21 protein-coding genes are annotated in these 18,509 nt (G+C 64.3%); 6 read left to right on the top strand and 15 right to left on the bottom strand.

Translation table 11 applies throughout. The features are described 5' to 3' along the window. Positions 1 to 7: 7 nt before the first annotated feature. The gene (locus tag AC2FME_RS07005) at positions 8 to 925 is read right to left on the bottom strand and encodes a threonine/serine dehydratase (RefSeq protein WP_496688600.1); all 918 of its coding nucleotides are present in this window, start codon (positions 923 to 925) and stop codon (positions 8 to 10) included. 79 nt (positions 926 to 1,004) lie between these two features. Here AC2FME_RS07005 and AC2FME_RS07000 point away from each other — a divergent pair, with 79 nt between their 5' ends. Together AC2FME_RS07000 and AC2FME_RS06995 are read left to right on the top strand one after the other, a co-directional pair. Next, a complete protein-coding gene (locus AC2FME_RS07000; protein ID WP_496680717.1) occupies positions 1,005 to 1,847 on the top strand; it encodes an LOG family protein in 843 nt (280 codons plus the stop codon). Between the two features lie 3 nt (positions 1,848 to 1,850). Then, a complete protein-coding gene (locus AC2FME_RS06995) occupies positions 1,851 to 2,957 on the top strand; it encodes a cystathionine gamma-lyase (RefSeq protein WP_496800021.1) in 1,107 nt (368 codons plus the stop codon). A gap of 3 nt (positions 2,958 to 2,960) precedes the next feature. Here AC2FME_RS06995 and AC2FME_RS06990 read toward each other — a convergent pair whose 3' ends face one another. Next, positions 2,961 to 3,344, bottom strand: a complete 384-nt coding sequence (locus tag AC2FME_RS06990; protein ID WP_496688597.1) for a hypothetical protein — start codon at positions 3,342 to 3,344, stop codon at positions 2,961 to 2,963. 179 nt (positions 3,345 to 3,523) lie between these two features. On the opposite strand from AC2FME_RS06990, the gene AC2FME_RS06985 reads away from it, so the two are divergent. The 3 genes from AC2FME_RS06985 to AC2FME_RS06975 all read left to right on the top strand — a co-directional run bounded on the left by AC2FME_RS06985 (position 3,524) and on the right by AC2FME_RS06975 (position 6,558). Then, the gene (locus AC2FME_RS06985; protein ID WP_496710791.1) at positions 3,524 to 4,453 is read left to right on the top strand and encodes a DnaJ C-terminal domain-containing protein; all 930 of its coding nucleotides are present in this window, start codon (positions 3,524 to 3,526) and stop codon (positions 4,451 to 4,453) included. Beyond that, positions 4,450 to 4,794 carry a hypothetical protein gene (locus tag AC2FME_RS06980; RefSeq protein WP_496688594.1) on the top strand — a complete coding sequence of 115 codons (345 nt, stop codon included), beginning with the start codon at positions 4,450 to 4,452 and terminating at the stop codon, positions 4,792 to 4,794. Before AC2FME_RS06985 ends, AC2FME_RS06980 begins: the two co-directional genes overlap by 4 nt. 84 nt (positions 4,795 to 4,878) lie before the next feature. Next, positions 4,879 to 6,558: a U32 family peptidase gene (locus AC2FME_RS06975; RefSeq protein WP_496800020.1), complete on the top strand. Its 1,680-nt coding sequence runs from the start codon at positions 4,879 to 4,881 to the stop codon at positions 6,556 to 6,558. On the opposite strand, the gene AC2FME_RS06970 is transcribed toward AC2FME_RS06975, so the two are convergent. The 5 genes from AC2FME_RS06970 to AC2FME_RS06950 form a co-directional block, all read right to left on the bottom strand. After that, positions 6,540 to 7,160: a cytochrome P460 family protein gene (locus AC2FME_RS06970; protein ID WP_496800019.1), complete on the bottom strand. Its 621-nt coding sequence runs from the start codon at positions 7,158 to 7,160 to the stop codon at positions 6,540 to 6,542. The two genes, AC2FME_RS06975 and AC2FME_RS06970, sit on opposite strands and share 19 nt — an antisense overlap. Before the next feature lie 217 nt (positions 7,161 to 7,377). Next, on the bottom strand, positions 7,378 to 8,565 hold the full coding sequence (rlmN, locus tag AC2FME_RS06965) for a dual-specificity RNA methyltransferase RlmN (protein WP_496680704.1): 1,188 nt from the start codon (positions 8,563 to 8,565) through the stop codon (positions 7,378 to 7,380). A gap of 84 nt (positions 8,566 to 8,649) precedes the next feature. Continuing rightward, positions 8,650 to 9,000, bottom strand: coding sequence for a lysozyme inhibitor LprI family protein (locus tag AC2FME_RS06960; protein ID WP_496800018.1), 351 nt, complete (start codon positions 8,998 to 9,000; stop codon positions 8,650 to 8,652). A 109-nt stretch (positions 9,001 to 9,109) separates the two neighbouring features. Further along, a complete protein-coding gene (locus AC2FME_RS06955; RefSeq protein ID WP_496800017.1) occupies positions 9,110 to 9,277 on the bottom strand; it encodes a hypothetical protein in 168 nt (55 codons plus the stop codon). A gap of 157 nt (positions 9,278 to 9,434) precedes the next feature. Next, the gene (locus AC2FME_RS06950; RefSeq protein ID WP_496680697.1) at positions 9,435 to 9,971 is read right to left on the bottom strand and encodes an invasion associated locus B family protein; all 537 of its coding nucleotides are present in this window, start codon (positions 9,969 to 9,971) and stop codon (positions 9,435 to 9,437) included. 179 nt (positions 9,972 to 10,150) lie between these two features. Here AC2FME_RS06950 and AC2FME_RS06945 point away from each other — a divergent pair, with 179 nt between their 5' ends. Beyond that, on the top strand, positions 10,151 to 11,149 hold the full coding sequence (locus AC2FME_RS06945; protein WP_496680696.1) for an asparaginase: 999 nt from the start codon (positions 10,151 to 10,153) through the stop codon (positions 11,147 to 11,149). 3 nt (positions 11,150 to 11,152) lie between these two features. Here the strand turns inward: AC2FME_RS06945 and AC2FME_RS06940 are convergent, their stop codons facing one another. The 8 genes from AC2FME_RS06940 to hutI all read right to left on the bottom strand — a co-directional run bounded on the left by AC2FME_RS06940 (position 11,153) and on the right by hutI (position 18,480). Then, complete coding sequence (locus AC2FME_RS06940; protein WP_496688587.1) at positions 11,153 to 11,473, bottom strand: YciI family protein; 321 nt, start codon at positions 11,471 to 11,473, stop codon at positions 11,153 to 11,155. Between the two features lie 19 nt (positions 11,474 to 11,492). Next, complete coding sequence (locus tag AC2FME_RS06935) at positions 11,493 to 11,930, bottom strand: SRPBCC family protein (RefSeq protein ID WP_496680692.1); 438 nt, start codon at positions 11,928 to 11,930, stop codon at positions 11,493 to 11,495. Continuing rightward, positions 11,918 to 12,247, bottom strand: coding sequence for an ArsR/SmtB family transcription factor (locus AC2FME_RS06930; RefSeq protein ID WP_496800016.1), 330 nt, complete (start codon positions 12,245 to 12,247; stop codon positions 11,918 to 11,920). The genes AC2FME_RS06935 and AC2FME_RS06930 overlap by 13 nt, the downstream gene beginning before the upstream one ends. Before the next feature lie 50 nt (positions 12,248 to 12,297). Next, the gene (serB, locus tag AC2FME_RS06925; RefSeq protein WP_496800015.1) at positions 12,298 to 13,176 is read right to left on the bottom strand and encodes a phosphoserine phosphatase SerB; all 879 of its coding nucleotides are present in this window, start codon (positions 13,174 to 13,176) and stop codon (positions 12,298 to 12,300) included. A gap of 72 nt (positions 13,177 to 13,248) precedes the next feature. Next, complete coding sequence (gene hutU / locus AC2FME_RS06920; RefSeq protein WP_496800014.1) at positions 13,249 to 14,931, bottom strand: urocanate hydratase; 1,683 nt, start codon at positions 14,929 to 14,931, stop codon at positions 13,249 to 13,251. Further along, on the bottom strand, positions 14,928 to 15,743 hold the full coding sequence (gene hutG / locus AC2FME_RS06915; protein ID WP_496800013.1) for an N-formylglutamate deformylase: 816 nt from the start codon (positions 15,741 to 15,743) through the stop codon (positions 14,928 to 14,930). The genes hutU and hutG overlap by 4 nt, the downstream gene beginning before the upstream one ends. After that, positions 15,740 to 17,278, bottom strand: coding sequence for a histidine ammonia-lyase (hutH, locus tag AC2FME_RS06910; RefSeq protein WP_496800012.1), 1,539 nt, complete (start codon positions 17,276 to 17,278; stop codon positions 15,740 to 15,742). Before hutH ends, hutG begins: the two co-directional genes overlap by 4 nt. After that, the gene (gene hutI, locus AC2FME_RS06905; RefSeq protein ID WP_496800011.1) at positions 17,275 to 18,480 is read right to left on the bottom strand and encodes an imidazolonepropionase; all 1,206 of its coding nucleotides are present in this window, start codon (positions 18,478 to 18,480) and stop codon (positions 17,275 to 17,277) included. The genes hutH and hutI overlap by 4 nt, the downstream gene beginning before the upstream one ends. Between the last annotated feature and the right edge of the window lie 29 nt (positions 18,481 to 18,509).

The raw sequence follows: 18,509 nt of genomic DNA, 5'->3' as shown, positions 1-18,509 counted from the left end.
CGCAAATTCAAGCGGTGAGAGGGTCAGGTGCGATATTGCCCCCGCAGACCAGAACCGCGACCCGCTCGCCGGGTTCCGGCGTGTAAACGCCCGAGGTCAGAGCCGCGAGTGCCGTCGCGCCCGCCGGCTCGACCAGAATACGGTGCGCCTGCCACAGGCGCTGCTGCGCCTCGGCGATCGCATCGTCGCTGACCAGCACCGACGTCATCCCCTTCGCCAGCCCAAAACAGATGTCGCCGATCCGCCGCGCGCCCAGCGCGTTGGCAGCGATACCCGACACCGGAACATCCACCGGCGCACCGGCCTGCAACGCGGCGTTCAAAGCACGTGACGTTTCCGGCTCGACCGCAACGACCTTGCGCGCGCCCTGAAACCAAGCCAGCGCCCCCGCGATCAGCCCGCCGCCGCCCACCGCCACCAATATGGTATCGGCCTGCAAGCCTTGGCTGTCCCATTCGGCGAAACAGGTACCCTGCCCGGCCACCGTTGCGGGCGCATCATAGGCATGTATCTGCATCGCACCCGTTCGGTCTTCGTGTTCACGCGCCATCGTCAGGGCATTAGCATATTCGCCCGGCACGACGCTCAGATCGGCCCCGATCCGTTCGATCAGGGCGATCTTGGACGGACCGGCCATCTCGGGCACGAAGATCTTGGCCGGATGGCCCAGCGCCCGCGCGGCATAGGCCGCAGCCGCACCGTGATTCCCGCCCGATGCCGCCACCACTCCGGCCGCGGGCACATCCGTGCTCAGCAAAGTGTTGAAGGCGCCGCGCGCCTTGAAACTGCCGGTGTGCTGCAGGTGCTCCAGCTTCAGCTCGACGGGATAGCCCAGCCCCAGACCAGCACTGGTCATGACCGGCGTCACCTGCGCATGACCGGCAATCCTATGGGCCGCTGCCGAAATCTCGTGTTTCCAATCCATTCTCATCTTTCCGTGACTGGCACTCCGCCCGCGAACCCTATAGCTGTTTGGAAAACACGCAAGCAGGGAACGCCCAGCAATGAAAGATCAACGCCTCAGCCCCTTCCGCGACGCCCAGACCGACCGCTCGACCGCAAGCGAGGTTCCGGACACCCCGCAGACACGCTCGCCCTCGTACCGGCTGGCCTTTGCCGATGAAGAATTCCTGCTGCGCAGCGAGCTGCGCCCCGTGCGGTTGCAACTGGAGTTGCTGAAGCCCGAGTTGAACATTTCCGAGCGCGAGATCACGTCGACCATAGTGATGTTCGGCGGCGCGCGCATACCAGAACCGTCCAAGAAAGACGGCGCGCGGACCAGGACCCTGGCCGAACTTTCGAAATATTATGACGAGGCGCGCGAATTCGCACGGCTGATGACCGAGAAATCCAAGCTGTGCGGCTGCCGCGAGAACGTGATCGTCACCGGCGGCGGCCCCGGCGTGATGGAGGCCGGCAACCGCGGCGCGCATGATGCTGGCGGCTGCTCGATCGGGCTGAACATCGTGCTGCCGCACGAACAGGCCCCGAACCAGTACGTCACGCCGGATCTGTGTTTCAACTTCCACTATTTTGCCATCCGCAAGATGCATTTCCTGATGCGCGCCCGCGCAATCACCATCTTCCCCGGCGGGTTCGGCACCTTGGACGAGATGTTCGAGTCGCTGACGCTGATCCAGACCGGCCGGATGGAGCGCGTGCCCTTCCTGCTGTTCGGGCGCGAATTCTGGGAACGGGTGATCAACTGGACAGCCCTGGCCGATGCCGGCACGATTTCCGAACAGGATCTGGACCTGTTCCGCTTTGTCGAAACCGCGCAAGAGGCGGTCGACATCATCGAGCGCTGGGAACCCGCCCCGCCGCGCAGCGACATTCCGGGGCGCTGAGCGATGGCGCGCCCTCCCAAGACCGGTGAGATGCTGCATCTGCGCGGCAACGCGCTGAGCAAGGGCGAGCCGGTGGCCCTGCCGCTGACCCAAAGCAGCATGTTCCACCTGCCCGGCGCGCCGGACGGGCACCCGACCTACGGCCGGGTTGACAACCCGACCTGGACGCAGGTCGAGCACGTGCTGGCGCATCTCGAAGACGCACCCTGCCTGATCTTTCCGTCCGGCATGGGCGCGATTTCGGCCGCGCTGTTCGCCACCGTGCGGGCGGGGTCGCGCATCCTGATCCCGTCGGACGGGTATTACGTCACCCGCCTGCTGGCCGACCGGTTCCTCGCCAAGCTGGGCGTGTCGGTCGAAGAGCGCCCCACGACCGCATTCGCGCAGGGCGGGTTCGAAGGGTTCGATGTGGTTTTCGTCGAAAGCCCGTCCAACCCCGGGCTCGACATGATCGACCTGGCGCAGGTGGCGAGAGACGTGCGCGCCGCGGGTGGCATCACCATCGCCGACAATACGACGCTGACTCCACTGGGACAACGCCCGCTGGACCTGGGTATCGACATTGTCGTCGCCTCGGACACCAAGGCGACGGGCGGGCATTCCGATCTGCTGATGGGCCATGTGGCCGGCCGTGACGCCCAGATCATGGAACGGGTCGAGGAATGGCGCCGCGTCTCGGGCGCGATCCCCGGACCGCATGAGGCCTGGCTGCTGCATCGCGGGCTGGAGACGCTGGACGTCCGCTTCGATCGCATGTGCAGTTCGGCGCAGGTTCTGGCCGAACGGTTGGCCGATCACCCGAAGGTCAAGCAGATCCGCTATCCCGGCCTTCCGTCGGACCCGTCGCACGATCTGGCCCGCAAACAGACCACGCGGTTCGGCTTTTTGCTAACGATCACGCTGGCCTCCGAGGACCAGGCCGAACGGTTCATCAATGGCTGCCCGCTGCTGCGCCCGGCCACCTCCTTTGGTGGCGTGCACAGCTCGGCCGAGCGGCGCGCGCGTTGGGGAGATCAGGTCGATCCCGGCTTCGTGCGTCTTTCGATCGGGTGCGAGCCGGTGGATGAGCTGTGGCAGGCTCTGAACGACAGCCTGACTGCGCTGGCTTAGGCCCTATTTCTTGGGCTCGCGCAGTTCGGTGAAGACGTAAATCGGTAGCAGAACCCCGGCGATCAGGGCGCCCAGCCACACTAGCAGCGTCGCCGCCAGCAGGTTCGAGATGCCGCCCACGGTCAGCCCTTCAGTGACCAGATCGGTGACCAGCAGGCCCACGAAGATGACCACCAGCGCGATTCCGCCCTTCAGCGCCGGCACGTTCTTTTCCCCGATCTTCAGGATCAATGGCTCGGCCACGACCTGAACCAAGGTGAACACGATCACAACCACGATGAACGATACCGGTTTGATCGAAAAGCCGGTCAGCAACAGGCTGGCCAGCAACAGACCGATGGCATTGCCCGCCAACAGGGCCAGGGCCGACTTGATTCTGCGTGACATGCGTTTGACTCCATCCGCAACGGTTCGAAACATGCGGATAGTATCAGGATGCCGGAATTTTTCGAGAGAATTCAATCTCCTCGGTATTCGGCTCTGTTGAAATTCCATGACACGACACAATCTGAAGGGTTAACTGCCAACAACATCCACTGGCGAAACCAATCAGAAACGAGAGATACATGAGCGACGATCCATATTCGGTTTTGGGCGTCTCGAAAGACGCCAGTGCTGCCGAAATCAAAAAAGCCTACCGGCGCATCGCCAAAGACTGCCACCCCGACCTCAAGCCCGGCGACGCCAATGCCGAGGCCAGATTCAAGGCCGCCGCAGCCGCCTATGACCTGCTGAAGGACCCCGAAACCCGGGCCAAGTTCGACAGGGGCGAAATCGACGCCTCGGGCCAGGAACGCCCGCAGCAGCAATACTACCGCGAATATGCCGAAACCGCGGGCAACCCCTATCGCTCGGGCGGCGGGGTCGAGGACGACGACATGTCCGACATCTTTGCCCAATTCTTCGGCAACCGTGGCAACGGTGGCTTCAGCGGTGGGCGTGCGCGCGAGTTTCATGCGCCTGGTCACAACGTGAACTACAGCCTGCAGATCAGTTTCCTGGATGCCGTCTTTGGCGCAATGCAAAAGCTGACCCTGCCCAATGGCGACCGAATCGAGGTGAAGATCCCCGCCGGCATCACAGACGGCCAGACCATCCGCCTGCGCGGCAAGGGCGCGCCGGGCTATGGCGAGGGGCCACCGGGTGACGCGCTGGTCACGATCCGCGTGGCCGAACATCCGGTATTCAAGCGCGAGGGTGACGACATCCGCATCACCCTGCCGATCACCATCGACGAGGCCGTTCTGGGCGGCAAGGTCCCCGCGCCCACGATCGACGGCCGGGTGAACGTGACCGTGCCCGAGGGCACCAGTAGCGGCAAGACCCTGCGTCTTCGGGGCAAGGGCGTCAGGAAACGCGGCTCGGACAAACGCGGCGACCAGCTGATCGAGTTGAGCGTGGTGATGCCCGACAAGATCGACGACGAACTGAAGCAGTTCATCCAGAACTGGCGCAATTCGCACAGCTATGACCCGCGGAAAGGAATGCCGGCATGACCCGTTCTCTGACCGAAGCCGAACTGATCGAAGCCGTCCAGAACCTGACCTCGGAGCGGTTGTCCCGTTTCCTGTCCGCCCGGATCGTGATCCCGCGCCAGTCCGACCAGGGGCTGGTCTACGAGCGGCTGGACATGGCGCGCCTGCAACTGGCCTGCGAGCTGGACGACCAGTACGAGATGGAGCCCGACGCCCTGTCGATGGTGCTGTCGCTGATCGACCAGATGCACGGTCTGCGGGCGGAACTGCGCGAGGTGCTGCGCGCCATCGACGCCCAACCCGACCCGGTGCGCAACCAGTTGGTCGAACGGATCGGAACAGCGCGGTTCCGTCGCAGTTAGAGCCTGCGTGCAAGGCTGGTTTGCCCTTCTGGAGTCGGTGGTTTTACCTTAGAAGGCGCCATCGAGTCGGAACCGGGTGCTGCGATGACACGGACCAAGTCGGAATTGCTGATGCCTGCGGGCAATCTGCGCAAGCTGAAACTGGCCATCCTGTACGGGGCGGACGCGGTCTATCTTGGCACGCCCGACATGTCCCTGCGCACCAAGTCCGAGTTTTCGCTGGACGAGGTGATCGAAGGGGTCGCGTTCTGCCACGCGCATGGACGCCGCGCCTATCTGACGCTGAACCTGTTCTCGCACAACAAGGACATCCCCAAGCTGGATGAATACATCGACACCGTGCGCAAGGTGCGGCCCGACGGGTTGATCATCGCCGACCCCGGCGTGTTCCAGTACGTGCGCGACCGCGCGCCGGAACTGCCGCTGCATATCTCGACCCAGGCCAATATCTGTTCGTGGCTGTCGGTGAAGTTCTGGCAGGATCAGGGCGCGGAACTGGTGGTGCTGGCGCGCGAGGTCTCGTACCCCGAACTGGTCGAGATCCGCGAGAAATGCCCCGACATCCGGCTCGAGGCCTTCGTGCACGGCGCCATGTGCATGACCTATTCGGGCCGCTGCCTGCTGTCGAACTTCATGGCCGAGCGCGGCGCCAACCAGGGCAACTGCGCCAATTCCTGCCGCTGGAACTATGCGCTGAAGCTGCGCCTGAAGGACGGCACCCATCAGGAACTGCGGATCACCGAGGAAAACGCCGACCTGTTCGAATTCCTGCTGGAAGAAGGCTGCCGCCCGGGCGAACTGATGCCGATCGAAGAGGATGATCGCGGCTCGTACATCCTAAACTCGCGCGATCTGTGCATCATGCCCAAGCTGGACGAATACCTGAAGATCGGTGTCGACAGCCTCAAGGTCGAGGGGCGCGGTAAGTCGGAATATTATGCCGCCATCGTCGCCCGCGCCTATCGCATGGCGATCGACGATTACTATGCCGACCCCGAGAACTGGGACCCGAAACCCTACATGCGCGAGTTGGAGACCGTGGGAAACCGCGGCTATACGCTGGCCTTTCACGAGGGGCGGCTGACCAATTACGCGCATGATTACGAGCACACCGCGACCATCGCCCAATGGGAATATGCCGGGCTGGTGACCGACGTGACCGAGGATGCGTTCCTGGTCGAGGTGAAGAACAAGCTCGAACCCGGCGACGTGCTGGATTTCGTCTCGCCCATATCGCGCGAGACGGTCCTGCTGCGCGTCTACGAGTTCGAACGCGCCAGCGACGGAGCCAAGCTGGACGTGGTGCATGGCAGCACGAAAACCGTGATCCGTCTGCCGTTTTCGCTGTTCGATCACGAAGACCCCGACGACCTTCGCGCCCGCTTCCCCGTATATTCGGTCCTGCGCAAGGAACGCGCCCTGACCGACGAGCACTGGAGTCGCATCCGCTTTGACAAGCTGGTGCAGGGGTTGGAAACCTCAGGGCGCGACAATCCCGCCTCCTATGCCCGCCGCCGGGACGAGCTGGTGGCGAAGATTGGCCAAGACGGCACCGCGCGCCGGTTCAAGACCAACCGCGTGGGCACCGAGGGCTGCTGCGGCAAGGGCTGCAACGGCTGCTTGATCTTCTGGCAGGATGACAAATACGCCCTGGCGCGTCAGGTTCTGTCGAAACGCAAGCAGGGTGAACAGCTCAGCCGGCGTGAGGCCGCCGCCCTGAAACTGCCCGGCGACGCGGCCCGCGTTCAGTTGCCCACACGGTAATCCTTGGGCACGAAGAACGTATAGTCGCGGTCAGCGACCGCTTCGTGGCAGACATGGCAATAGGCAACCGCCCCCGCGCGATCCCCCATCGTGTCGCCGAACAGCGACCCGTCGGGCATCACCATGACATAGCGCCAGTCGGCGGTGTCGGGGCTGGTGCCTTCTGGCAGTTTCTCCATCACGAACAGGGCGCCGGGATGCACCCGGCCCTCATCCGTGACGGTCATGCTGTCCTTGGCCAGGACCGAGCCCACGGGCAAATCTTCCCCCGGTTGCAACGTGCCATAATTGTGGGCCATCCGGTTGGCATAGCTGTTGACGTAGCGCTGCCCATGCGTGGCCGACAGGTACGGTGCGTCGTTGAACAGCGGCCAGTACTGATAGTTCATCAGTTGATCCAGATGCGCGGTGGCATATCCGCGATCCATCTGTTTCTTCAGGGCGCGATAATGCTGCTGCGCGTCCTCTTTGCTCAGCTCCGCCGGGTTCTCGATCGCCAGATGCGCCTCGGTCTCGTTGGATTGCGCCCATGAAATGGCGGCGCCCGATGCCACCAACGCGGCGGTCATGCAGATCGTTGACAGTTTCGTCAGTGCGTTCATGTATTGGCCCACCCTGTTCAAGGCTTGCCTGAATTCCGCAGATTTCCCCGACAAATAGGAGCGGACTGGTCGAAACGCACCAGAAAACGGACTGTCCAACTCACCGTCTTGTGCGCAGATTTCACGTGCGCGCAACAGCGCACGTCTCATGGCTCAAGACTACCAAATCCGGCGATAAAATTACAGACCATTTGCCCGCGAACCCGCGGGCGTCGAATCAACCTTTCAGCCCGGCCTCGGCCTCGATCTGGCGGCGCGATTTGCGGGCGCGCTCGGTGGCCGATTTCAACTGACCGCAGGCGGCCATGATGTCGTCACCCCGCGTCTTGCGGATGGGCGAGGCGTACCCGGCCTGATAGATGATGTTGGCAAAGGCCCGGATCCGGTTGTTCGAGCTGCGCTTGTAGGGCGCGCCCGGCCATTCGTTGAACGGGATCAGGTTGATCTTGGCCGGAATGTTGTGGCGCTTGATATGGTCGATCAGGCGATGGGCGTCCTCGTCGCTGTCGTTCACGCCGTCCAGCATCACGTATTCAAAGGTGATCCGCTCGGAATTCGACGCGTTGGGATAGCTGGCCAGCGCCTGCAGCAGTTCCTCGATGTTCCAGCGCTTATTGATCGGCACCAGAACGTCGCGCACCTCGTCTGTGGTGGCGTGGAACGAGATCGCCAGCAAGCAACCGATCTCTTCCGCCGTGCGGGCGATCTCGGGAACCACGCCCGAGGTCGACAGGGTGATACGCCGGCGCGACAGAGAAATGCCCTCGGGGTCCATCGCGATCTTCATCGCGTCGCGGACGTTTTCGAAATTGTAAAGCGGCTCGCCCATGCCCATCAGCACGATGTTCGACAGCAGGCGCGTCTCGTTCTTGGGCGCGCCCGGGGTGGGCCATTCGTCCAGATCGTCGCGCGCCATCATCACCTGACCGATGATCTCGGCGGCAGTCAGGTTGCGCACCAGCTTCTGCGTTCCGGTGTGGCAGAACGAACAAGTCAGCGTGCATCCCACCTGCGAAGAGATGCACAACGTGCCGCGATCCTCTTCGGGGATGTAGACGACCTCGACCTCGTGCCCACCGGCGATGCGCACGAGGTACTTGCGGGTGCCGTCGGACGAGATCTTGCGGGTGACGACCTCGGGGATTTCGATCACGAAATGCTCGGCCAGCTGCGCGCGATAGGCCTTGGCCAGATTGGTCATCTGGTCAAAGTCGCGCACACCCCATTGATAGATCCACTGCCAGATTTGGTTCACCCGCATCTTGGCCTGCTTTTCCGGGGTGCCGTGTTCGATCAGAACCTCGCGCAGCCGGTCGCGGGTCAGACCGACAAGGTTGATCTTTCCCTCGGGCAGTTTGCGGGGAATGGTCACGACATCCTGGGTGATCGGCGCTTTGGCGGTCATGGTGGTTCTCGGGCGTTCTGGCTTGGGATGCGCCTCTATATAGGAACGCCGGCAAAGATCAAAAGGATTCGTGCAACCCAGGTGTCAGTTCACGTACCGCAGCAGTTCGGTCACCCGGGTCCGCCCCAGCTCGACCCGGCACGAGGTGATCGCGATACCCGTTCCCGATCCACCGCCATAGGACGCACCCACCGCCTCGCATTGCGCGTCGCGATAGGCCTGCCACGCGGCTTGAGAGGCCTCGAGCGCAGGCAGCGCGACGGTGCGCCCGGTAACCTCGTCCAGTTCCTTCGCAGCATTGGCCGCGAGACCGAAGGCCTGCACCAAAGCAGCCTCGACATTGGCTTCGGCCTGACCGACGCAGGCACCGATCTCAACCTGCGATCCGGCATCGGTGCATTCCAATGCGGGGTCCGCGAAAACCGATGCCGGCACACATATCACTGCCCAAACCCAACGCATGGCTAGCCCCTTTATCGCTGTGCACTGAAACGAACGTTAGCACGGCAGAAGGGTTTGGGCACGCTTCATGCGTCTGTTGCGATTACAGCCCCGCCGGCGGGATGTAACAATCCTCGGCATCCAGTTTCTTGACTGGATCGTTCGGGCCGCACTGCTCACCCGTGACCGGATAGGTGTCGGCGGATTTCTCGCAGGCGCTCAGAACGGTGGCGGCAGCGACCAGAAGAACAAGGAATGGTTTGGTGGTCATGGCGTGGCTCCTTTGGTTTGAACTGAACCGGATTGTTCAGGTTCAAGCCGCTTCGGCCTTGATACGGATCAAATCGAGCCGGCGACGTAGCGGAAACCTGCACCGAAAAAAGCTCCGCCGGATGGGCGGAGCTTTCGCATGGAGCCAAGAACGGTTCTTACTGCTGGGTGCAGCGTTTCTCGGCCTCTTCGATGGCCGCGGTGAAGCCCAGCAGCGAAAAGGTGTCCTTGGTCTGGGTTCCGCGCGCCGACCGGGCGGTCAGAACGGCTTCGGTGCCGCGTTTCATCGCGGTCACGATCTTGGCGTCATCCGCGGCGCTGGCCGGCCACGCCCATTCGCCTTCGGTGAACAGCTCGAATTCGTTGTCGTCGATCTTCAGGTTGACGGTCGATCCCGGCGCAAACGGGTATCCGCCGGTAAAGGTGACCTGCCCTTTGACCTCGGCATTCGGACGGTAGAACACGAACAGCAGAATGTCGCTGCGCCGCACCGACACGACCCGCCCGCCGCGGGTATTCACCGTTTCCTTGGGCGCCGATACGCTCCAGCATTCGGTCGGATCGTCCTCGACGAAGACGCTCCAGTCGGTCTTTGCCGCCACCCGGTTCGTGCTTGTCGCCTGCTGGGCGATTGCGGTCGTGGCCATCCCCGCCACGCAAAGGCCCGCGATCACGCGGACGAGCTTCGATCTCATCTGTTCAGCCTCCTGGCTCGACCCACACCTCAACTCCACCCCGGATGGCCGCGAACCCTGACGGTCCGTCTGTTGCAGTTGCGCATCCGGATGATTGCCGACATACACACACTAACGCAGGTTTCGCCACAGGCGAAAGGGCGATTGGCAGAATTTTGCGCACATTCCGGAGGGACGACATGACGCAACCCGTACCGATGACCGAACTATGGCGCGGACCGCTGTTGGAGAGCCTTCATCTGGGCCATGCGGTCATCTGCGACGACAGCGGTCAGATCGTGCGCAGCTGGGGCGATCCGAATGCGGTGATCTATCCGCGGTCGTCGGCCAAGATGATCCAGGCGCTGCCGCTGGTCACCTCGGGCGCGGCGGCCAAATACGGGCTGGGCTCCGAGCACCTAGCACTGGCCTGCGCCTCGCACAACGGCGCGGCGATCCATACCGAGCGCGTGACCGCCTGGCTGGATCACTTGGGCCTGTCCGAGCCTGATCTGCGCTGCGGCCCGCAGGAGCCGGCCGACATGGCCGCGCGCGACGGCCTGATCCTGGCCGATGACACGCCCTGCCAGATCCACAACAACTGCTCGGGCAAGCATTGCGGGTTCCTGACCCTGGCCCGGCACATGGGGGCAGGCCCCGAATATATCGAGATCGACCACCCCGTGCAGCAGGCCTGCCTGTCGGCCTTCGAAGAGACCACGGGCGAGGACAGCCCCTGCTACGGGATCGACGGCTGCTCGGCGCCCAATTTCGCCACTTCGCTGGTGGGGCTGGCGCGGTCGATGGCGTGGTTTGCCTCGGCCGGCGACCGGTCGGACCGGGCCAGCGATGCGGCCCTGCAATTGACCCGGGCGATGGTCGCCCACCCCGAGCTGGTGGCCGGGGAAACCCGCGCCTGCACCGAACTGATGCGCGCGATGAACGGGCGTGCCGCGATCAAGACCGGGGCCGAGGCCGTGTTTGTCGCGATCATCCCGGAAAAGAAGATGGGCGTGGCGTTGAAGATCACCGATGGCGCCACCCGCGCCAGCGAATGCGCGATCGCCGCCATTCTCGTCAGCCTCGGCGTGCTCGAAGCCGATCACCCGGCCACGCGCAAATTCATGAACGCCACACAATACAGCCGCCGCGGGCTGGAATGCGGCGTGATCCGCCCCGCGCCGGGTTTCCCCGGGTGAGGGTCACATCTCGATCTCGTGGATCTCGGCCACCTCGACCGAGCCCGAGCCGTTGACCACCATGGGGCAGCCCTTGGCCATCTCGGTGGCGGCTTCGATGCTGTCGGCCTTGACGACGGTAAAGCCCGAGACCGGGTTCGGCCCGCCATTATCGGCCACGCCATCGGCGCTGACGGTATGGGACTGGCCCACCGGGTTGCCGGGGATTTCCAGCGCCGGCCCCATGTTCTGGAACCACGCGCCCCAAGCGGCCATGGCGGCTTCGATCTCGGCCGGGTCCGTCGGCGTGGTGCCACCGTGATAGACAAACAGGTACTGAGGCATTTTCTGGTCTCCCTTTTGGTCAGACAGGGTTGGCAAGCCGGGCTTCCAGCTTGCGCAGCGACGAGGTCCAGCCGCTTTCATGATTGGCCGAGACGTCGTCATCGCCCAGATCGCGGTGATCGAGGATCAGGCGCGCCCCGGTGCCGGTCGGCTCGACCGTCAGCGTTACATGGCTCTCGGCGCCGCGTTGGTCCTGGTCGTCATGCCAGCCCCAGGTGAACCCGACCGAGTTCGGCGGGTCCACATGGGTCACATGCCCGGACACCTTGAACCGCTGCCCGTCGCCATTGACCATGACCGAATACCACGGACCAAGGCGCGAGAAATCCAGGTCGTGCTCCGGCACCTCGACCCCTTCGGGCCCCCACCACTGCAACAATCTGGTTCCGTCGCTGATCCAGACGAACAGGGTTTCGGCGCTGACCGGAAAGTCGCGCACCAGCTTCAGGTCGGCCATGAGGGGTCCTCCTGCAGAATGTCGCCCAGGCGGTCCAGGCTTGCCTCCCAGAACTTGCGTTTCGAGATGGTCCATTCGGCAATCGCCCGCAGCCCCTCGGGGCGGATCGAATAGATCCGCTGGGTGCCGTTGACGCGCTGGCTCACCAGCCCGGCCTGCCGCAAAACCTTCAGGTGCCGGGAAATGGCCGCGCCGGACATACCCTTTCCCCGGGCAAGGTCGCCTGCGGGCAGTTCGCCCTGATCCATCAGTTGTTCAACGATCATGAATCGGGTCGGGTCGGACAGGGCCGAAAAGGTATCGAGCAGCGTGTTCATACCCATTGTTTAACACGAATGTTAAACAATGAAAACCCGAAACCGTCGGATCAGCCCTGCGCAAAATCCGATCGGGCATATCCCTGCAGGTATAGCAGCGCGGTCAGGTCGCCATGGTTGATGCGCACGTCACACTGCGCGGCGACCGAGGGTTTGGCGTGCAAGGCCACCCCCGTCCCGGCACGCTCCAGCATGCCCAGATCATTCGCCCCGTCGCCCACGGCGATCACCTCGGCCTCGGAAATACCCAGCCGGGCCGAAATCTGTTCCAGCGCCTCAACCTTGGCCTGACGGCCCAGGATCGGGCGCTGCACGTCACCTGTCAGCTTGCCGTCCGCCGCCAGCAGCGTGTTGGCGCGGTTCTCATCAAAGCTCAGCAGCTCGGCCACGCGGGCCGTGAACGCGGTGAACCCGCCCGAGACCAGCGCGGCATAGCCGCCATTGGCCCGCATCGTAGCAACCAGTTCTCGGCCGCCCGGCATCAGGGTGATGCGCTGGTTCAGCACCCGGTCGATCACCGACACGTCCAGCCCCTTCAGCAGGCCCACCCGCTCGGTCAGCGCGCCTTCGAAATCCAGTTCGCCATTCATGGCGCGGGCAGTGATGTCCTTGACCCGCTCGCCCACCCCGGCCTCGTCGGCCAGTTCGTCGATGCATTCCTGCTGGATCATCGTGCTGTCCATGTCGGCCAACAGCATCTTCTTGCGGCGGCCCTCGGCCGGCTGCACCGCCAGATCGACGCCTAGTTTCTGCAGGTCGGCCCAGACATCCCAGCGGTTTTCCGGAACCGCCGGCAGAGTAAATTCGGCCGCCTCGTCGGGGCTCAGCCACTGGATGTCGCCCCCACCCCAGGCATTGCGCAACGCGTCGATCAGCGCCCCGTCCAGCGACGGCGTCTTGGGGTTGGTCAACAGGGTGGCAACGTACATCTTGATCCTCCGGAAGCCTGCCCTGCGCATATCGCAGGCGCAGCATTTCCGCCAGAGGCCAATTCCGCGCCGCTACCCCAGAATGCCCGGCAGGCGTAGACTGTGTTCGCGGGCGCAGTCCTTGGCGATGTCATAACCCGCATCCGCATGGCGCCACACGCCCGAGGCCGGGTCGTTCCACAACACCCGCTCCAGCCGCCGCGCGGCGTCCTCGGTGCCGTCGGCGCAGATCACCACGCCCGCGTGCTGGCTGAAGCCCATGCCAACCCCGCCGCCGTGATGCAGCGACACCCAAGTCGCGCCGCTGGCGGTGTTGATCAACGCGTTCAGCAGCGGCCAGTCCGACACGGCGTCGGAGCCGTCCAGCATCGCCTCGGTTTCGCGGTTGGGGCTGGCGACCGAGCCGCTGTCTAGGTGATCTCGGCCGATGACGACCGGTGCGCTCAGCTCTCCATTCGCGACCATCTCGTTGAAGGCCAGCCCGGCCCGGTGCCGGTCGCCCAGCCCGATCCAGCAGATCCGCGCGGGCAGACCCTGAAACGCGATCCGGTCACGGGCCATGTCTAGCCAACGATGCAGATGCTCGTTCTCGGGGAACAGCTCCTTCATCTTGGCGTCGGTCTTGTAGATATCTTCGGGGTCGCCCGACAGCGCGCACCAGCGGAACGGGCCGATGCCACGGCAGAACAGCGGGCGGATATAGGCCGGGACGAATCCGGGAAAGGCAAAGGCGTTCTCCAGCCCCTCGTCCTGCGCCACCTGCCGGATGTTGTTGCCGTAGTCCAGCGTCGGCACGCCCGCGTTCCAGAAATCGACCATCGCCGCGACATGCTGCTTCATCGAGGCGCGCGCGGCCTTTTCCACCGCTTTAGGGTCTGTTTCCCGATTTTCGCGCCACTGCGCCAGAGTCCAGCCCAGCGGCAGATACCCGTTGATCGGGTCGTGGGCGCTGGTCTGGTCGGTCACGATGTCGGGGCGCATCCCGCCCGCGGCCATACGGCGGTAAATCTCAGGGAAGATCTCGGCCGCATTGCCCAGCAGACCCACGGATTTCGCCTCGCCCGCCTTGGTCCAGCGGTCGATCATGGCGAGCGCCTCGTCCAGCGTTTCGGCCTTCTCATCCAGGTATTTGGTGCGCAGACGGAAATCGATGCTGTCGGGGTTGCATTCCACCGCCAGACAGCAGGCCCCGGCGAAGACTGCCGCCAGGGGCTGTGCCCCGCCCATGCCGCCCAGCCCCCCGGTCAGGATCCATCGCCCGGTCAGGTCGCCGCCATAGTGCTGGCGCCCGGCCTCGGCGAAGGTTTCATAGGTGCCCTGAACGATGCCCTGCGTGCCGATGTAGATCCACGACCCGGCCGTCATCTGGCCGTACATCATCAGGCCCTTCCGATCCAAATCGTTAAAGTGGTCCCAGGTCGCCCAATGCGGCACGAGGTTGGAATTGGCGATCAGAACCCGCGGCGCGTCCTTGTGCGTTCGGATGATCGCCACCGGCTTGCCGGACTGCACGATCAGGGTCTCGTCGGCCTCGAGATCCTTCAAACTGGCTACAATAGTGTCGAAATCTTTCCAAGTTCGCGCCGCACGGCCGATGCCGCCATAGACCACCAATTCGTGCGGGTTTTCGGCCACGTCGGGGTGGAGGTTGTTCATCAGCATCCTCAACGGGGCCTCGGTCAGCCAGCTTTTGGCATTCAGGTCCGGCCCGGTCGGTGGAAAGACGTCACGGGTGTTCTTGCGCGGGTCACTCATTTCGGGGCTCCTTTTTCGGCCAGTGCGCCCGACAAGGCCAAGGTACGCAGGCGGTCAAGCATCTCTTGCAGGTGCGGGCGCAGGCGTTCAGCCCGGTCCGCGCGCCAGGTCCAGGGCGGGGTCTCGTCCATATAGGCGCGTTGGGCGATCTCCATCTGGATCGCATGTATACCCTTGTCTGGGCGGCCATAGTGCCGGGTGGTCCAGCCGCCCTTGAATCGGCCGTTCAGCACCGCGGTACAGCCCGACGCCTGAGCCACGGCATCCACCGCCTGCGCGATCTCGGGTGCGCAGGTGGTGCCGTCATTGGTGCCCGTGTTGAACACCGGCAACTCTCCGTCGAATAGGAAGGGGATCAGGGACCGGATCGAGTGGCAGTCGAACAGGATCACCACGCCATGCCTGGCCCGCACCCGCTCCAATTCTTCCTGCAACGCGGCGTGATAGGGAGCGTGGAACTTTTCGCGCCTCTCCTCGATTTCATCTTCCGACGGTTCCTGTCCTTCCAGCAATATGGGTTGCCCGTCGAAATCGGTCAGCGGCACCAGGGTCGTCGTGTTCTGCCCCGGATAGAGCGACACGCCCGCCGGATCGCGATTGGCGTCGATCACATAGCGGTGCACGCGGGACTGAACCACCGTCGCATCGCTCAAGAGCCCTTGATAGAGCCTGTTTATGTGCCAATCCGTGTCGGCCAACGCCCGGCCGGTCTGGTTCAGGCGCGCATGGATCTCCTCGGGCACGAAGGTTCCGCCATGCGGTTGGCCCAGCACGATCGGGCTCTGCCCTTGCTGCACCTCGACCACGATCATGCCGTCACCTCCGGGAGCGGTACGCCCAGCGCCTCCAGGATCGCGCCGCTGGCCACAAGATCCTTGGCCTGTTCCAGTTCCGGGGCCAGGTACCGGTCCTCGGCCAAAGGCGGGATGTCGGCGCGCAGCCGCGCAATCACCCGCTGCAAGGGCGCGCTGGTGACTAGCGGGGCGCGGAACTCGACGCCCTGAGCGGCGCAGAGCAGCTCGATCCCCAGAATGTGGTTGAGGTTTTCCACCATACGCGTCAAACGCCGCGCACCGTGGGCGGCCATCGAGACGTGATCTTCCTGGTTGGCCGAGGTGGGCGTGCTGTCGGTGACGCACGGGTTGGCCAGATGCTTGTTTTCGCTCATCAGCGCGCCGGTCGTGACCTCAGCGATCATGAAGCCGGAATTCAGACCCGGGTCGGGGGTCAGGAATGGCGGCAGATCGAAGCTGAGCGTCGGATCCACCATCAAGGCGATCCGGCGCTGCGCGATGGCACCGATCTCGGACAAGGCCAGTGCGATCATGTCGGCGGCAAATCCCACCGGTTCGGCGTGAAAATTGCCGCCCGAGACGATCATGTCGGGATCGGACAGCACCAGCGGGTTGTCGGTGGCCGAGTTGGCCTCTGTCTGCAAGGTCGCGGCGGCCTGCCGGATCACGTCGATCGCGGCACCGGTGACTTGCGGCTGACAGCGGATGCAATACGGGTCCTGCACGCGACTGTCACCCTCGCGATGGCTTTCACGGATTTCCGAGCCCTGCAACACGGCACGCATGGCGCTGGCGGCCTCGATCTGGCCACGATGGCCGCGCAGGGCATGGATCTCGGGCTGCAGCGGCGCGGTGGAGCCCATGATGGCATCGGTCGAAACGGCCGAAACGACCAGCGCGTTCTGCGCCGCGCGCCAGCCTTCGAACAGGCCCGCCAAGGCGTAGGCTGTCGAAAACTGGGTGCCGTTGATGAAGGCCAAGCCCTCCTTCGGCCCCAGCTGAACAGGCTCTAACCCGGCTTTTTTCAAGGCTTCAGCGCCCGGCATGACCGTACCGTCCAGTTCGGCTTTGCCTTCACCGATGACCACCGCCGTCATGTGGGCCAGCGGCGCCAGATCACCCGAGGCCCCCACCGAGCCCTGCGCCGGGATCACCGGGGTCACGCCACGGGCGAGCATCTGTTGCAGCAGGTCCACCAGCGCCCACCGCACGCCGGATGCGCCGCGCCCGAAGGACAACAGCTTGAGCGCCATCATCAGGCGCGCCAACCGCCGCGGCACCGCCGGGCCAACCCCGCAGCAATGGCTGAGGATCAGGTTGCGCTGCAGCGCCGAGGTGTCCTTGGCCGCGATCTTTAGGCTGGCCAGCTTGCCGAAACCGGTATTCACGCCATAGACGGGCTGGTCACCGGTGGCGGCCTCGGCGATGCGAGCGGCGGCGGCCTCGACAGCCGGGCGACAGCAATGATCCAGAACCACCGGCGTTTCGTTCCAGTAGATATCCGCCAGTTGAGTCAGCGAGACCTGCCCCGGAACCAAGGTCAGAGCGCTCATGCCTCCCCTCCGAAAATGCGTGCGTGCAGCGGGTTGAACCCGATCCGATAGGCCAGCTCGGCCGGGTGAGAGACGTCCCACACAGCCAGATCCGCCCGCTGGCCTGGCGCGATCGCGCCGGCATCGGCCAGCCCAAGCGCGCGGGCGGCATTGCGGGTGACCCCGGCCAGCGCCTCGGCCGGGGTCATTCCAAACAGGGTGCAGCCCATGTTCATCGACAGCAGCAGCGACGTCAGCGGCGAGGACCCCGGATTGCAATCGGTGGCCAGCGCCATCGGCACCCCGGCCTTGCGGAACAGGTCGATCGGCGGGGCCTGCGTTTCCCGCAGCGTGTAGAACGCGCCGGGCAGCAGAACCGCAGTCGTTCCGGCCTCGGCCATGGCGTCCACCCCTGCGGCGTCCACATATTCGAGATGATCGGCCGACAGGGCGCCGTAGGACGCCGCCAGCCGGGCCCCGCCCAGATTCGACAATTGCTCGGCATGCAGCTTGACCGGCAGCCCCAGCTCACGCGCGGCGTCGAACACCCGCGCGATCTGAGCCGTATCGAAGGCGATTCCCTCGCAGAACCCGTCGACCGCGTCGACCAGCCCCTCGGCATGGGCCGCACGCAGGGTCGGGATGCAGACCGTGTCGATATAGGAATCCGCGCGCCCGGTGAATTCGGGCGGGATCGCATGCGCGCCCAGAAAGCTGGTCATTACCCGAACCGGGCGCAGCTGCGGGATCTGACGGGCCACGCGCAACATGCGCAGCTCCGCTTCTGGCTCCAGACCATAACCCGACTTGATCTCGATGCAGGTCACCCCTTCGGCGATCATGGCATCGACGCGGGGCAAGGCGGTGTCCAGCAACTCCTGCTGGCTGGCCGCGCGAGTGGCCGCCACCGTGGACAGGATACCGCCACCGGCCCGGGCGATATCGGCGTAAGAGGCACCGTTCAGACGCATCTCGAACTCGGCGGCGCGATTGCCGCCAAACACGACATGGGTGTGCGGGTCGATCAGGCCCGGCGTGATCAGGCGATCCCGGTAATCAATGACCGGGCCGGCCTGTCGCGCCAAGGGGTCCTGCCAAGATCCCACCCAGTCTATCCGGTCGCCGTTCAGCACGATGACGGCATCCTCGATCAGGCCATAGGGCGACGCGCCTTCGGCCATGGTCGCAACGTGCTGACAGCGGAGGACAGTTTTTTCGGCCATGGCGATTCTTTTGGACTCCCGTTGCAGTT

It is taken from the genome of Ruegeria sp. BHSC026 (genome assembly GCF_059613065.1).
Note: the sequence above shows the minus strand (reverse complement) of the source record. Positions and strands in the feature narration are given on the sequence as shown.